Below are 12,439 nucleotides of genomic sequence, written 5' to 3'. Positions count from 1 at the left end.
TGCATCGAAAACTGCAACAGATGACGATGCAGAAATTGATGCAGAATCCGACGCATCCGATTTGCTTGAATCGCTTCTAGAGGAGGATGCACAGCGACTTGCAGAGGAATACTGGCGACTGCTCCCGGGGCGAACGTTGCAACGCATCAAGCAGATGCGGGACAATCCCACACCCCAACAGCGCCAAATAGTGCAAACATCAGTCCGCGCTGCCATCAACGCCGGAACCGAGCATCTACTCTTACCCACTTATCAGCCAAGACTTTTGGAGGGAGGAGATGAAACAGACTAAACAGCAACGCACCAGCAAAGTTGTCCCGTTCACTGGGGAATTTTACCCAGTTCCCGATCCAGAACCCGCACCAGCCGGGAATAATCTTGCTGCATTTTTAGTCATGCTTGCAGCTGCGTTAGTCGCCGGTTTAAGTATAGGTGCAATCTCCACTTACCAGAGCGCGGATCAAGTGCAACTGCGCGAAATGAAAGCTCAAAGCCAACAGCTTGAGAAAGTCAAAAACCAAGTTTGTAGATAGGAAGTAAACATGGGAATCCTTGCACGAATTACCAGCGCTGCAAAGTCCAGCAACAAAAGTAACGAGTCTTCGCTGTCCACGGGCGGACACGGCATAGATAAAAACAAGGTGCTATCTCCAACAGATCCAACCGTCATTAACCCAGTGAATGCGGGGAGTTGGGAGACTGTCAGGACAGCACCCGTCAATGATACACCACGTTACTTTAATAAGACTGAGGCTGACGCACTCAAGCGAGTTGCAACTCAAAAAAGAGAGGAAGCGCGTCAGGCGAAACGCGCCTACAAATCTCTCAAAAAGCTTGAAGAATCAGACGCACAGGTACATGTTGCCCATCGTAACTACATTAAGGGCGTTGCGGATGGCGAACTCACTAAAAAACGGTCTGATGCTTCCACCGCAAGACACCTGCACGCACTTCGACCGGAGTATGCAAATCTAGGCTTTGGTTTAGATCGCGCTGAAAACAAGGCACAGCAGCGCATTGACGAACTCAAAGCCAAAGTCAAGGAAAAATACTAATGGCAAAGGCGGTACACCTGGGGGCTTGGTTCCTTCTGGGGTGTATCGCCTCTAGCTTTGTGGCTTGGCTAGGGGCGCTGCATCCTGCTTTGTTTCGTGTGATGTGGGTTATCTATATTATGTCCGGCGCTGGGCTGGTTATCGCTCTACTCACAGATGATGCGATTCGTCCGTTTCTCAAGCTGTCTGAACCAGATTATTATGCCTTGCTGATTGCGATCGCAGCTTCGATTGTCTTGGGAGGAATGCTTTCATGGCTAATAGGTGGTTAAAAGCCAACTGTTTGCTAGCAAGTACAACAGCCTTTTGGCTAACTGCACTTTCTCCAGTTCCCGCGATCGCTAAAGGAATCAGCTACAGTTTGGCGCTAGTTGCATCAGTGCAACTTGTCCAAGAATCGCGGCGATTGATTGTCCAGGATGCTCGATGTGCAGCACTGGCGGCTATGAACCAAGAGTTAGAGCAAACCGAATTTGCACTGCATACCCAGCAGCAAGAGCAAGCACTTTACGAAGTCTATGGTGATGCACCGACTTACCCGCCGGAAGTCAAGCAAGAACTGACTACCAGCCTAGAACACTTGTACAAAGAGCCGAGCGCGGATCGAACTGAGGAAACTTCCACTTCCGCCAACCAAGAGAAAGTCTTCTATCTGGCGATTAAGTCGCTTTTGGAAGTTAGGGGTAAAACCTATGTTATCGAGCAAATTCTCAAAATGGGGGGTCGCCAGTGGGACGACGCGGAAAAGCTATTGCAACAAATTTTAGAGGAGGGACAGAGGAATGGATGGTAACGAAGTGCTAAGTTTGGTGCTTGTCAAGATGGCAGCATCTCCAGTCAAGGCGGATCGAGATGCGATCGCGCGAATTGAGCGGGAATGCCAAGCGGATATTCTCAAAATTACTACCTCCTTAGAGAACTCGCGGATCATCGCCGAAGCCCTGAACAGCCACGAACAGGGCAAAGGATTAAAGATATTAGCAACAGGTCTGTTTTGGTCTGGTGTTATTGGTATTGCCACTATGTTTGTCAGACCTTCTTATGTCTGGTGTGGCGTGTCATTGGGCTTCGTGTCTGGGATTGCTGGCAGAGTTATGGAGCCTTTCAAAAGTTGAAGGCGATTGCAACAAAATTTAGATGAGGGTCAACAAAATGAGTAGTAATTTCAAAGTCACCATACCTAACGCCAGTAAGATGATCAACGCAATTGAAAGCTTTGAAATGAGTCAGGGTGAATTAGAAGTGCACTTCCCTAAAGAGATAAAAATTCTTGAAAACTCCCCTTGCAGCGCTGTTAGCATAGCCTATCCGAATGGTGAAGGCTCAATAATTATTGAGAAGCCAAAACCATAGTTAATTCAAAAGCGATGGCTGCGCCAACGCCAAGGGCGAACGCATTTTTGAGGAGTGCGATCGCTTTTCCCAATACTCGAACTTCGGCAATTCAAAATAGTTTTTCCCAATGAGAAGTAGATGAAAACCTACTTCATTTTGGGATGGATTTTTAATGGGATTTTCATGAAAAATATTGAACACGCTCTTAAGGAGGCTAACGGAAGACTCCGTAATTACGGTATCAAAATTGAACAAATTGGTGTCAGGCTTTATTTGCGTGCAACACTTCCCCCAAAACCTTTGGCATTAAAAAACGGCTGGCATCAACAAAAAATAAATATTACTGTCGCTAACCTCGACGGTGTAAAGCTTGCTGAAAGAGAAGCAAAGCTTCTCAGACTAAAACTTGATACTAAAAACTTTGACTGGAATGATTATTTAAAACCAGAATCACAGAATAGTAAAGTGAAAACCATTGGTGAATTGATTCAAGAATTCGAGAAAGATTATTTTGAGAGAAGGCAACGTAACTTTAAAACAGAAAGTACATGGAAGGTTGAGTATCAAACAGTTTTTAAGACACTGCCTCCACACGAAATACTTAATACTGAAGTACTAAAGCAAGCCATTTTAACAACTACACCAGACACTAGAACCCGGAAAAGATTTTGTTTGACACTGCGATTATTGGCTAACTTTGCTGACCTTGACTTTAATCCTAGTTCTTATTCAGGAAGTTATGGATATAGAAACAGGCAGGCCCGCAGTCTGCCAACGGACAAATTAATTCTTGAATGCCATTCAAATCTAGGGGATGTGAAGTGGCAGTGGATATTTGGAATGCTTGCCACTTACGGATTGAGAAATCATGAAGTATTTTTCTTAGATTTAGAGCAGCTACGAGCAGGTAATAAAATTATTACCGTTCTCGCCGGCAAGACTGGCTACAGAAAAGTCTGGCCCTTTCATCCAGAGTGGTTTGACTCATTTGGCTTGCCTAATGTCAAAATTCCCGATATCAACTTAACCCGAAATAATTCTGCAATTGGCAGAACCGTTACTCAAAGATTTAGGCGAAATGATGACTTACCATTTAGGGTTTACGATCTTCGCCATGCTTGGGCTATTCGCACTCTAGAGTATGGAATTGATATAACCCTTGCAGCGCAGCAGATGGGGCACAGTCTGTCAGTTCACAGTAACCTCTACCATGCATGGATCAACGCCGAGCATCACCAAAGAGCTTTTGACTTGGCGATAAATAAAAGCGATCGCCCCCTGCCACCAGAACTTATTTGAAAATGATCACACTACTTAGAAATGATTACACCGCAAAAGGTCGTAGAGTTTACTGCATTGTGTACAGAGGAAAACTGAAATCAGTATTGCTGAGTAGTTTTAGGTGGAGACTCGAAAATAAGATGTACTACAAATTTCCATTTGAATATACACGAAAAAACCCTTGGACTAATCCGTTCGGAGATCGGCTTTAGTTTAAATCTGCAAATTTAAACTTGAATCAACTAGCAGCTAGCTTGCTGGATTTTTGCATTGCGATTCTGATGAGACGGTGACTCTTAATCTATTGGTTGCGGGTTCAAATCCCTCGTCACCCACTACTTCCAGGCTGCAAATTTTGCCCTTGACTAATTCTTGACTAAATTTAGTTGGTGTCATACTCCAAAAGCCCCAATTTTCAAGGGTAAACAGCACTAAAGCTTTGACTAATTTGAATAAAAACGCTTACTGCCCAGTGGACTTTCTCGCGTGTCCACTGGGCAGTTAAAATGTGACGAAAAGTGAATTATGGAGATTACTTTAATTAGGGATGACGGCGAACGCAAAACTATACGAATCCCAGAGCTAGACAATTATCCAGAAATACTTTTTGCTGGGGGACACGCTTTTAAAAAGCATCCCCAAACCGATGAATATGTGGAATGCTCCTATTGGCACGTCCCATTGGCTGAAAGTTGGGACTTTTTGAAATGAACAGACAAAATGGAGATTTTGACTAGTCAGTGTCGATCGCGTTCCAAGTCGTAAATTACCTTTTCTAAGTACCAATTATCTGATTGTCCTGGCTTGCGCCGCCTCTGTTGCAATAAAAGGCGTTTTGCTGTAGCTACATCACCTTTAAGCAATACGAGTAAGTCCCCTTGCAATGCTCTGTTTCTAGGGTCATTACGGTATGACTGAGAAACTTTGCCAGATGGTTGGCGTGGGTTTTCTGCATCAGGCTTGCGCCACTCGATGTATATCAGTTGCAGTATGTGGATGATTGCCAGTAGCACCAATAAACAGAAAAACGCGACTTGAATAATGATTAGAATTTCCATAGTGAATTGAGTTGATAGAGCAACTCATTCCACCATCTACGGGTTCCATTGATGCTTGCATCAGAGGATACCCGTATTTTCAAGACTGGTATTTATAACCTGCATTCAAAATTGCTAGAGTGAATCCCCAGAGGGTTAAACTGAGATATGCACATGGGAAAACAGCGTCTGCTTGCCTGTACACTACACAACGCCTGCCAGAAGGTAGTGGACATAGTGCGGGGGAAGGTAAATTCTTCTTCAGGATGGGAGGCGGGGAATAAATACTTGTGCCTAAAATTTATCGTCTCGGATTTGGAAGTTAGATTGTTTATTGAGAAATCCGACTATCTGCTTGACCCAGTTTGCAAGCCTGTCAAACTTGTGTTTAATCATGCTTTCAAGTCCATTTAGACGGTACTCAACAAAAAGTTTCTTTTCGCTGTACTCAGTTAAGTGTACATCTACCTTTCTTTCAACAGTGTACAACCGATCAACAAGGTTATCTTTCAGTTGATCGACTGCCGATAACACAGTAGTCTCAACTCTGTTAATTTTGGCATTGATATTCGATTCTATCTGCGCTAATCGATAGATACCCGCAATCAACATAAAGGCTAGAGAAACAACAGTAAAAGCATTGTTGATGTCAATTTTCATTTTATATACCCAGCGATGTTTTTATCGCTTGCACATCATCTTCTAGGCTTGTCGTATCTATTCCTTCGTATTGATAAATAGCAATATTTGCATTGATAAACCATTTAGGAACTTGAAGTGATACGGAATAATTAATATTTAGATCGTCAAAAATTATTAAATTGAATTTACCTAAAAACAAGCTTTCAGGTTCACCCACAAAACTTGCACCCAAACCAGTTGTTAAGCTGCGGCGTAAGTATCCTGCATACTTCCAAATTTTGCCTGCGGGAATAGTAGTGACCACAGACACAGCAATGATAGGCTTATCAAATACTACAGGAACATTTATTTCAGTTATCTGTTGATAAATTGGTTTCCCTGCCGAATCATTCAAATAACTTACAGCCGGGAAAGAATCACTATATTGCAAATGCCAATTACTTTCTGTCCCTAGCTGTAAATTCCTGCTCACTTACGCCCCTCGGTGCATTATCAACTCGACATGATCGCAAAATTCACCCACAATTTCATAAGGATTTTTTATTCCATTGAATTGCAGCTTATCGCAGTAGTCAGCTAAAGAGATTTCATTCTGTAACCATTGCCTTGCTGCTTGGTTACACCCAATCATCCCAGCGAATTCTGAATCGCTGGCATCAATATCAATCTCTACTGCTAGTAAATCAATATCATCGCTGGGAACCCATAGAAATCCTTCTCTCTGGGCTATTGGGCTATACATGGATTAAATTCCTTCTGCTGGGGTGAACTTGTAAAATTTTTTGACTTTAAATTCCTTCTGGGGTGAACTTGTAGGATTTTTTGACTGTAGCGGTGCCGGCATTTTTCCAAGCACTTGCGCCACTTGCTCTAGTTTTAATATCCAGAACAGCTGTGTCAAAATCCTCAGACATCGTTTTTCCACCAAAGGGCATTGATACTGTATCGGTTGTGGGCTTTTTATAAGTAGCTCCAGTGATACGGGAGACACGATCCACAAAAGATTCTTTATTGGTAAAACTCAGCCTGGCAAACTTATATCTGGGGTTTTGCAGAACCACGGGGGTAGTTCCGGCCGCAGTGAGGAAATACTGCCCAAGCAATGCAGTACGCAGAGCATTCGCTACATCTTTCCCGACAGCCGTGCCTTGGGTTGCATCTAAAATCTTAGATGTCTCAATGTACGTAACGATTGTGCCGGTAGAGTTAAAGGGGATAATAAAACCATCTGCAAGCACCGGTTTAGCTCTGCCAGTACTAATGCCTGGAATTGCGTCATACAAAGCTTTTTTCTGTTCTAGGGTCTTGCCCTGCCAAGCTTTGTAAGCATCATATCTAGCTTTTTGGCTTTCATACCTGTTTAACGCTCTAAAACCCATATTGATTAATCTCTCGTTTAGATTTTTTCCCAACATAGGCTAGTTTTTAACGTTATCCGTTGTACCGAAACCTAATAGGTTTCAGACGAATTTCCCGACCAAATTTCACAGCCACTCTACTAGAGATGGATTTCTCAGCGTGGTGTCAATGAGGAATACTGGAGGGATCAAATTACCCAGTGAGATGTAAGCGTATCTAAACCGGAGTATAGCTATAGGTCTGTAACGCTTGTTGTTTCTTTGTTTCCCCAGAATAGTTGTTTTACCAGCTGTCGCAGTGGTGGTACTGGCTTTGTCGGGGTCGTTTAGAAGTATATGCGATGCTCCCTTGAAAGGTACATCAATTGCATTGCACATCTTCTCATATATGTTTTCGGCATCAGCTTTAGAATTTACTAAAATATAATTTCCTTTCGGAAAACCATTTTCTGGATCTGTGTAGGATGCTGATTTATTGCCGCAAGTATAAGTAATACCTCTTTTATTATCTAAAAATAAAGTTTTTATTTCCTGGGCAATTGCTACCATATCAGATTTAGCAATAGCAGGTTTGACACCTCCACTAGAGCATGAAAAGTTCATCAATCTGCAACTTTTTTCATGTTCAAGTAATGGTTCATCTGTTGGTTGCGCAGCGCCATCTTGGGAGAAATATAAAAATAATTGTGGATGCCCAGCGACCGGAGGAGCAGTATCAAATTTTGAGCCATAAACTACAGCTAAATTTTTTCTGCTATAACCGATTACATTAAAAAAAAGATTATGACGCATGTTCATCATGGCGTCATTGTCGTTATCCGAAATCCGACAAGCTAATTTTAAAGATGGACGAACCCCAGATAAATCACCGTTGCCCTCAACATCTTTAAAGTATCTATCTACCCGTCGATTGAATTCCGTTTTATAAGTTTGCTGTAAATGTTCAAATGGATCAAAATCATCAGGTAATTCTGCCATTAGTCTTCTCCATCAAATAAATCAAAGAAATCAAACGGATTGGGCTGTGAATTAGCTTTACTTACCTGTTCCTTAGCTTTTAATTCGTCGGGTTCTGGTGTGGGTGTAGCTTTGTTTTCGGGCTTATCGTCTTCTTTGACTGCTTTCACGAATTCGGTTGCTGCCGTAGTTGTTTCTGTCACCGCATTTACTACATCAAGAGGTGCTTGAGTCACCATTTGGATAGTGCTTGCACCATTTTGCAATCCTTCTAAAAATTGTGTGACACGATTAAACTTTGGCTGAGGATTCATCCATCCATAAGCGTTTTCGAGGATAACCCCACCTTTTTTTAAAGCGTTTCCGATTTTTCCTGTGTGAGCAGCTATTAATTCAGATGCCTGTAAAATAGTTTGAGATAAATTCAAAAAACTATTTATGACGTTGGTAGTCGCTTGGTAAATGCGGTTGGCTTTAGCCCAAGCCTCTTTTAAATTAGTGTAATTATCATCTCCAATCGCACTTTTTATTAAATTTTCAATTGTCCCACTAATTACAGAGCCTAAATCAAAGCTACTACCATCTTCTTTTTTTAATCCTATTAGTTGTAAGACATTGTTGATTGCTCCTAGCAATGTTTGCCCGATGTCATTCGATAACATCAAGGCATTATGAATAGTTGCAGCGAGAATCATAATATTTAGTACTCTATCAAGGTGCATCCATTCTGCAAATCTTGATAGTTTCCCGCCAATACCACCTGGTAATTGGTCGCCTAATCTTTGTAAGATAGTCTCTTGCCCTGCCAGGAGTGCAGCATTAGCACCAGTGTTCACAGCATCTAAAATATTGGCTGCATTAGTATTGTTGTTGTTGACGATGCCTGTTGCATTGTCATTGAGTGCCCGATTCATGCAACCTCCTGGCTGAGTTGTTCGGCACGTTCCTGTAGCTGCGGCAGTCTCTATCTGTGGAATTGTTGGAATACTTGGTCTAATTTCTGCGGCTGCGCGTGCTGGTATTAGAGGCAGTATTCCGAGTATTTGGTCAAGCTTTGGTAGTGCTGCACTATTCACTTTTTCTTGATCCTTGAGTCTTGTATCAATTTTGTTAATGTCGGCTTTGTTAGTTTCAATATCACTTTTTAGCTTAGGAACATCCTGTTTTAGTTGGTTTACATCCTTAGTTAAATCAGCAGTTGCAGACTTGTAACTACTGGAACTTGTTACTGTTTCAATGTCCCCAACTTTTCCTTGGAGCTTCATTAAATCAGCATTCCATTTAGCAGCTTGAGCTTCATAAGATAGCTGATAAGTTTGTTTAAGTCCTGCCACTGTCCCTTCAATTGTGGTAAGTACTACCTTTGTTTTTTGGTCTGATTCTTGCTGTTTAATTTCTAGCGGCTGAGTTTTGTTGTTAATTATTTGAACAACAGAATTTTTTAAATCAACTATTTTCGTGTCAACTGTTTTGATTGCAGTCTGCACAGTGCCGATCGCTTTTGCTTGTACATTAACAGTATCAGTAGCAACTTTTGCTTGTGCCTTAGCTTCGACTAGTCCTTTTTGGATATTTTGAATTGTTGCTTGTACTTGCTGCTGAAACTTTTGATTAGTGTCTATTGAAATTTTACTAATCTGTTGCTGAATTGATGTGATTTTTGAATCAATTTCGCGCTTGTTTGCTCGTGCTTCGTACAAAGCATCATTTCCTAGTTTTCTCGCGGCTTCCGCCAGTCCAGTTAGTATTTTCCTGCCTTCCCGCGTTTCATACAATGCATCGTTGCTCTGTTTTTTAGCATCTACTGCATTTTTGGCGATAGTTTCAGTTTGTTTATTTAGCTGATAATAATCTTTAGCGTTAGCGTTTAACTCTTTTTCAAATTTTTGTATCTTGGTATCAAGTGTTTTAAGTTTTAATCCATTCTGTACTGCTGTTGTGTTGACTTTTGTTAGGTCATTACTAAACCTATCAAAACTATCAAAAATACCATCATTTATACCCTCTTGAAATTTGAGTAAAGCTACTGTTCCAATGGCTGCCAAAATTCCCAGAATGCCACCGACACGAGATGCTTTATCCAGAACAGCACTACCAGGTATATTTTTAAGGAGTACTTCATTTACTTTGGTAGCGATGTCAGAAGCTTTTTTTGTGGCATCTGCAACTTTTTTGGCATTAGCAGCAGTGCTTTTGAGAGCTTTCATTTTTTTAGCTGCTTCTTTTGCACCGCTTTTCGACATGAATTGAGATGTTACTCTTCTTGCCCTTTTAGCTTCGAGTAACATTTTTCCTGGCTGACCATTAGCGTATTTTGATAATTTGTATGCTCTTAAAGCACTAGGAGATATTTGTTGAGAGACTGCCATAATCGGTTACTCGTTCACAAAGAAATCGATAATTGATGAGAATATGCCTTGTGCTTGATTGGCAGTTTCGGTGTGTTCTGTAGCAGCGTCTAGCAAATCCTTGAGATCGTCGATGATATCCTTTACTACTCCACCTAGTTCTAAGACATCATTTTCTAATTTAATAACCCGTTTCTCTAGCCCACTGTCGCTGTTATCATTGCCAGAATTAGAGTTACGCTCAAGATTTTTTAGTCGTTTATCTAATCCACTGAGGTTACTGTTTAGTTTGTTTATTGCAGCATTTAAAGCGATAAGTCCCGCGTCAATATCTTTGCAAATTTCTGCCATATTATCGACTCACCTTGTTTGCAATGTTTTTTAGGCGATCGCCGACTCCCTTGCACGGCACACAACAATATCCTGGGTATTTATTATGGGTGCATTTATGGCTATCTGGTGGGCAATCCTCATCACAACTAATAGAGTATTTGCACTCAGAAACTGCAACTATATATAAATTGTTATTGTTAGAATCTTTTACTACTAAACCGTCATTACCATTAGGGGTGAATTTTTTATTTGATATGGTAGGCAATCCACAGCCTGTACTGAAACTAGCTAATAGCAAACGCTCACCTTGGCTGCTAGTAGCGTAAAGATCGTAGTGATTCCCATCGTATCCAGCATTATCTGCTACAGCTTTAAAAAGCAAAGATTCATGCTCATACAATGCTATCTCTCTAGTTTGATTTTGGCACTGAGGTGCAGGATTTGAACAGCTATAAGTATAAATTGCTGTACCACCCCTACCACGTTCATCGACAGGATTACAAGATACATTAAATGGAGTTTTCTTTACCTCAATTTTTTTATCTATCCCTTTATCAGTAAAAAATACTATACCTTTTGTAGCTCCTTCACAATACATATTTAGCCTACCTTGAATAAATTAATTACTGTGAATATCTCTTCTATTCCCCAACCAGAACTTAATCCAAGAGATGCAGAATCTTGATTCCTAAATGCTCGATATTCAATAGCTAGGGATTTATTCGCAGCTATAGTAAACTTCCCTTGCAACTCAGCCAAGCATTGAATGTCTACCCCCGCCCCAGGATAAATTGAAATACTAGTGGCAATAATTGCATTATCGCTAATATTTCTGAGCCGAATCCTAGTAGTAGCAGTGCGATAAAATGGGGATAGCAAATTAAAATTGTAAATGCCCGCAGGGAGCGTAAATTCATTATTAGAAATAGTTACCAATGCGGTTTCATCGCTTCTAATATTGTTTAATTTTCTTTTTGTCCAAGCGCCTGCTGTCGCGTTCCCGCCTTCTGTCCCTGATACTTGTGTTTCCAGGATTTGAATGAATTGCGAATCAGCCCCACCAATTGCTTGAAGCCCTGAAAGAAAATTACTTCTTTGTATATGTCTAGTTGTCCCATCCTCCTCTTGAATTGGGATTATATCGGTATTGTCTGGAACTAACTTCTCTTGCCCTAAATCTTTAATCTGCCGGAACATAACTTTCTATAACAATTGTCTCTGTTAGATAAATTTGGTTATTTCGCTCTTTAGCGTAGGCATCCCAACGGAACATTTCTAAAAGTTCATACAACTGCCGATTGTCATATCTAATTGGGGTGTTATTTTCGTCAGTAATGATACTGCCGTTTTCATCAATCAAATATCCTTGAAAAGCGCTTAGTGCTTGCAACAGGATTGCAACTAGCAATTGTTCAGCGCGATTATTCGCTGTGGCAGTCAGTTTCACTGCTACCAAATCAGATTTTTTAATCACTAATTCAGTAGCAGTTTGAAAAGCACTAGCACCGAATAATTCTTGAAGGGTTAGTGCTTGCATGATTAGTAATCGTCAGGGTCAATCACATCTGCACCAGTTAGAAGTTTGTCCACTTCTACGGAGACGGTATTTCTGAGGTAGATAGCATTATTTCGAGTCGTAATACTTGGACTAAAACCGTCAGTAATAGCAACTGATTGGTCAATATTTGTCTCGCGTGCAGTCTCTGTTAGAGTTTCTTGACCTTTCAATACAATTGCTAGCAGCAGAGATTCAGCAGTATTGCTTGATGATGCTGTTAGTCCCACTGATGCCAAATCGGATTTTTTGATTACAAGGTCAGTGGCTGTTTGAGAAGCGTTTGCACCAAATACTTCGGTGATGGTTCTTTCTGCCATAAAAGCGGATTTTTATTGAAGTGAATAAATCCGTTGTATGGCTTAACAAAAAAAGTGTAAATATTCCACTTTTATGTAAAAGTGGTATATCTGCTGATTCCCTGAAAGCATTACTGTTAATAGAATAGAGCGCATATTTGCTAGTAGCAGATATAAAGTAAATTCCACTTTTATCCTTAGTCAAAGTAAAAGTGGAACACGCGAAATTGGATTGTTAA

22 protein-coding genes are annotated in these 12,439 nt (G+C 41.0%); 9 read left to right on the top strand and 13 right to left on the bottom strand.

Features of this window, described 5'->3' with window-relative positions:
- From RMZ42_RS33070 to RMZ42_RS33035, 8 genes are all read left to right on the top strand, one after another.
- Window positions 1-292, top strand: a 292-nt coding sequence (locus RMZ42_RS33070; RefSeq protein WP_322675398.1) for a hypothetical protein, incomplete at its 5' end; no start/stop codon positions are given.
- Window positions 279-533, top strand: a complete 255-nt coding sequence (locus tag RMZ42_RS33065; protein ID WP_322675397.1) for a hypothetical protein — start codon at window positions 279-281, stop codon at window positions 531-533. The genes RMZ42_RS33070 and RMZ42_RS33065, both read left to right, overlap by 14 nt.
- A gap of 9 nt (window positions 534-542) precedes the next feature.
- On the top strand, window positions 543-1,055 hold the full coding sequence (locus RMZ42_RS33060; protein WP_322675396.1) for a hypothetical protein: 513 nt from the start codon (window positions 543-545) through the stop codon (window positions 1,053-1,055).
- A complete protein-coding gene (locus RMZ42_RS33055; protein ID WP_322675395.1) occupies window positions 1,055-1,327 on the top strand; it encodes a hypothetical protein in 273 nt (90 codons plus the stop codon). The genes RMZ42_RS33060 and RMZ42_RS33055 overlap by 1 nt, the downstream gene beginning before the upstream one ends.
- Window positions 1,309-1,848: a hypothetical protein gene (locus tag RMZ42_RS33050; RefSeq protein ID WP_322675394.1), complete on the top strand. Its 540-nt coding sequence runs from the start codon at window positions 1,309-1,311 to the stop codon at window positions 1,846-1,848. Before RMZ42_RS33055 ends, RMZ42_RS33050 begins: the two co-directional genes overlap by 19 nt.
- Window positions 1,838-2,170, top strand: a complete 333-nt coding sequence (locus tag RMZ42_RS33045) for a hypothetical protein (protein WP_322675393.1) — start codon at window positions 1,838-1,840, stop codon at window positions 2,168-2,170. Before RMZ42_RS33050 ends, RMZ42_RS33045 begins: the two co-directional genes overlap by 11 nt.
- A 37-nt stretch (window positions 2,171-2,207) precedes the next feature.
- The gene (locus tag RMZ42_RS33040) at window positions 2,208-2,408 is read left to right on the top strand and encodes a hypothetical protein (RefSeq protein WP_322675392.1); all 201 of its coding nucleotides are present in this window, start codon (window positions 2,208-2,210) and stop codon (window positions 2,406-2,408) included.
- A 120-nt stretch (window positions 2,409-2,528) separates the two neighbouring features.
- On the top strand, window positions 2,529-3,689 hold the full coding sequence (locus RMZ42_RS33035; protein ID WP_322675391.1) for a site-specific integrase: 1,161 nt from the start codon (window positions 2,529-2,531) through the stop codon (window positions 3,687-3,689).
- Window positions 3,690-3,920: 231 nt separating this feature from the next.
- Here the strand turns inward: RMZ42_RS33035 and RMZ42_RS33030 are convergent, their stop codons facing one another.
- Window positions 3,921-4,067 carry a hypothetical protein gene (locus tag RMZ42_RS33030; RefSeq protein ID WP_322675390.1) on the bottom strand — a complete coding sequence of 49 codons (147 nt, stop codon included), beginning with the start codon at window positions 4,065-4,067 and terminating at the stop codon, window positions 3,921-3,923.
- Window positions 4,068-4,196: 129 nt separating this feature from the next.
- On the opposite strand from RMZ42_RS33030, the gene RMZ42_RS33025 reads away from it, so the two are divergent.
- The gene (locus RMZ42_RS33025) at window positions 4,197-4,382 is read left to right on the top strand and encodes a hypothetical protein (protein ID WP_322675389.1); all 186 of its coding nucleotides are present in this window, start codon (window positions 4,197-4,199) and stop codon (window positions 4,380-4,382) included.
- A gap of 26 nt (window positions 4,383-4,408) precedes the next feature.
- Here RMZ42_RS33025 and RMZ42_RS33020 read toward each other — a convergent pair whose 3' ends face one another.
- The 12 genes from RMZ42_RS33020 to RMZ42_RS32965 all read right to left on the bottom strand — a co-directional run bounded on the left by RMZ42_RS33020 (window position 4,409) and on the right by RMZ42_RS32965 (window position 12,221).
- Entirely contained in the window at window positions 4,409-4,729 is a 321-nt protein-coding gene (locus tag RMZ42_RS33020; RefSeq protein ID WP_322675388.1) for a hypothetical protein, read from the bottom strand.
- A 273-nt stretch (window positions 4,730-5,002) separates the two neighbouring features.
- Window positions 5,003-5,368 carry a hypothetical protein gene (locus RMZ42_RS33015; RefSeq protein ID WP_322675387.1) on the bottom strand — a complete coding sequence of 122 codons (366 nt, stop codon included), beginning with the start codon at window positions 5,366-5,368 and terminating at the stop codon, window positions 5,003-5,005.
- A 1-nt stretch (window position 5,369) separates the two neighbouring features.
- On the bottom strand, window positions 5,370-5,822 hold the full coding sequence (locus tag RMZ42_RS33010; protein ID WP_322675386.1) for a hypothetical protein: 453 nt from the start codon (window positions 5,820-5,822) through the stop codon (window positions 5,370-5,372).
- Window positions 5,823-6,092 carry a hypothetical protein gene (locus RMZ42_RS33005; RefSeq protein ID WP_322675385.1) on the bottom strand — a complete coding sequence of 90 codons (270 nt, stop codon included), beginning with the start codon at window positions 6,090-6,092 and terminating at the stop codon, window positions 5,823-5,825. It abuts the gene before it with no gap.
- A 46-nt stretch (window positions 6,093-6,138) separates the two neighbouring features.
- The gene (locus RMZ42_RS33000; protein ID WP_322675384.1) at window positions 6,139-6,729 is read right to left on the bottom strand and encodes a hypothetical protein; all 591 of its coding nucleotides are present in this window, start codon (window positions 6,727-6,729) and stop codon (window positions 6,139-6,141) included.
- Between the two features lie 105 nt (window positions 6,730-6,834).
- Window positions 6,835-7,686 carry a hypothetical protein gene (locus RMZ42_RS32995; RefSeq protein ID WP_322675383.1) on the bottom strand — a complete coding sequence of 284 codons (852 nt, stop codon included), beginning with the start codon at window positions 7,684-7,686 and terminating at the stop codon, window positions 6,835-6,837.
- Window positions 7,686-10,034, bottom strand: coding sequence for a hypothetical protein (locus RMZ42_RS32990; protein ID WP_322675382.1), 2,349 nt, complete (start codon window positions 10,032-10,034; stop codon window positions 7,686-7,688). Before RMZ42_RS32990 ends, RMZ42_RS32995 begins: the two co-directional genes overlap by 1 nt.
- Before the next feature lie 6 nt (window positions 10,035-10,040).
- Window positions 10,041-10,364 (bottom strand): hypothetical protein, encoded by a 324-nt coding sequence (locus RMZ42_RS32985; protein WP_322675381.1) that lies wholly within the window; start codon window positions 10,362-10,364, stop codon window positions 10,041-10,043.
- 1 nt (window position 10,365) lies between these two features.
- On the bottom strand, window positions 10,366-10,944 hold the full coding sequence (locus tag RMZ42_RS32980) for a hypothetical protein (protein ID WP_322675380.1): 579 nt from the start codon (window positions 10,942-10,944) through the stop codon (window positions 10,366-10,368).
- Window positions 10,945-10,946: 2 nt separating this feature from the next.
- Window positions 10,947-11,543, bottom strand: coding sequence for a hypothetical protein (locus RMZ42_RS32975; RefSeq protein WP_322675379.1), 597 nt, complete (start codon window positions 11,541-11,543; stop codon window positions 10,947-10,949).
- The gene (locus RMZ42_RS32970) at window positions 11,527-11,883 is read right to left on the bottom strand and encodes a hypothetical protein (protein ID WP_322675378.1); all 357 of its coding nucleotides are present in this window, start codon (window positions 11,881-11,883) and stop codon (window positions 11,527-11,529) included. The genes RMZ42_RS32975 and RMZ42_RS32970 overlap by 17 nt, the downstream gene beginning before the upstream one ends.
- Window positions 11,884-11,885: 2 nt before the next feature.
- Window positions 11,886-12,221, bottom strand: a complete 336-nt coding sequence (locus tag RMZ42_RS32965; RefSeq protein ID WP_322675377.1) for a hypothetical protein — start codon at window positions 12,219-12,221, stop codon at window positions 11,886-11,888.
- Window positions 12,222-12,439: the final 218 nt, after the last annotated feature.

The sequence above is a fragment of the Nostoc sp. DedQUE05 genome (assembly GCF_034530955.1).
In the GTDB taxonomy this organism is placed as follows: domain Bacteria; phylum Cyanobacteriota; class Cyanobacteriia; order Cyanobacteriales; family Nostocaceae; genus Nostoc.
Note: the sequence above shows the minus strand (reverse complement) of the source record. Positions and strands in the feature narration are given on the sequence as shown.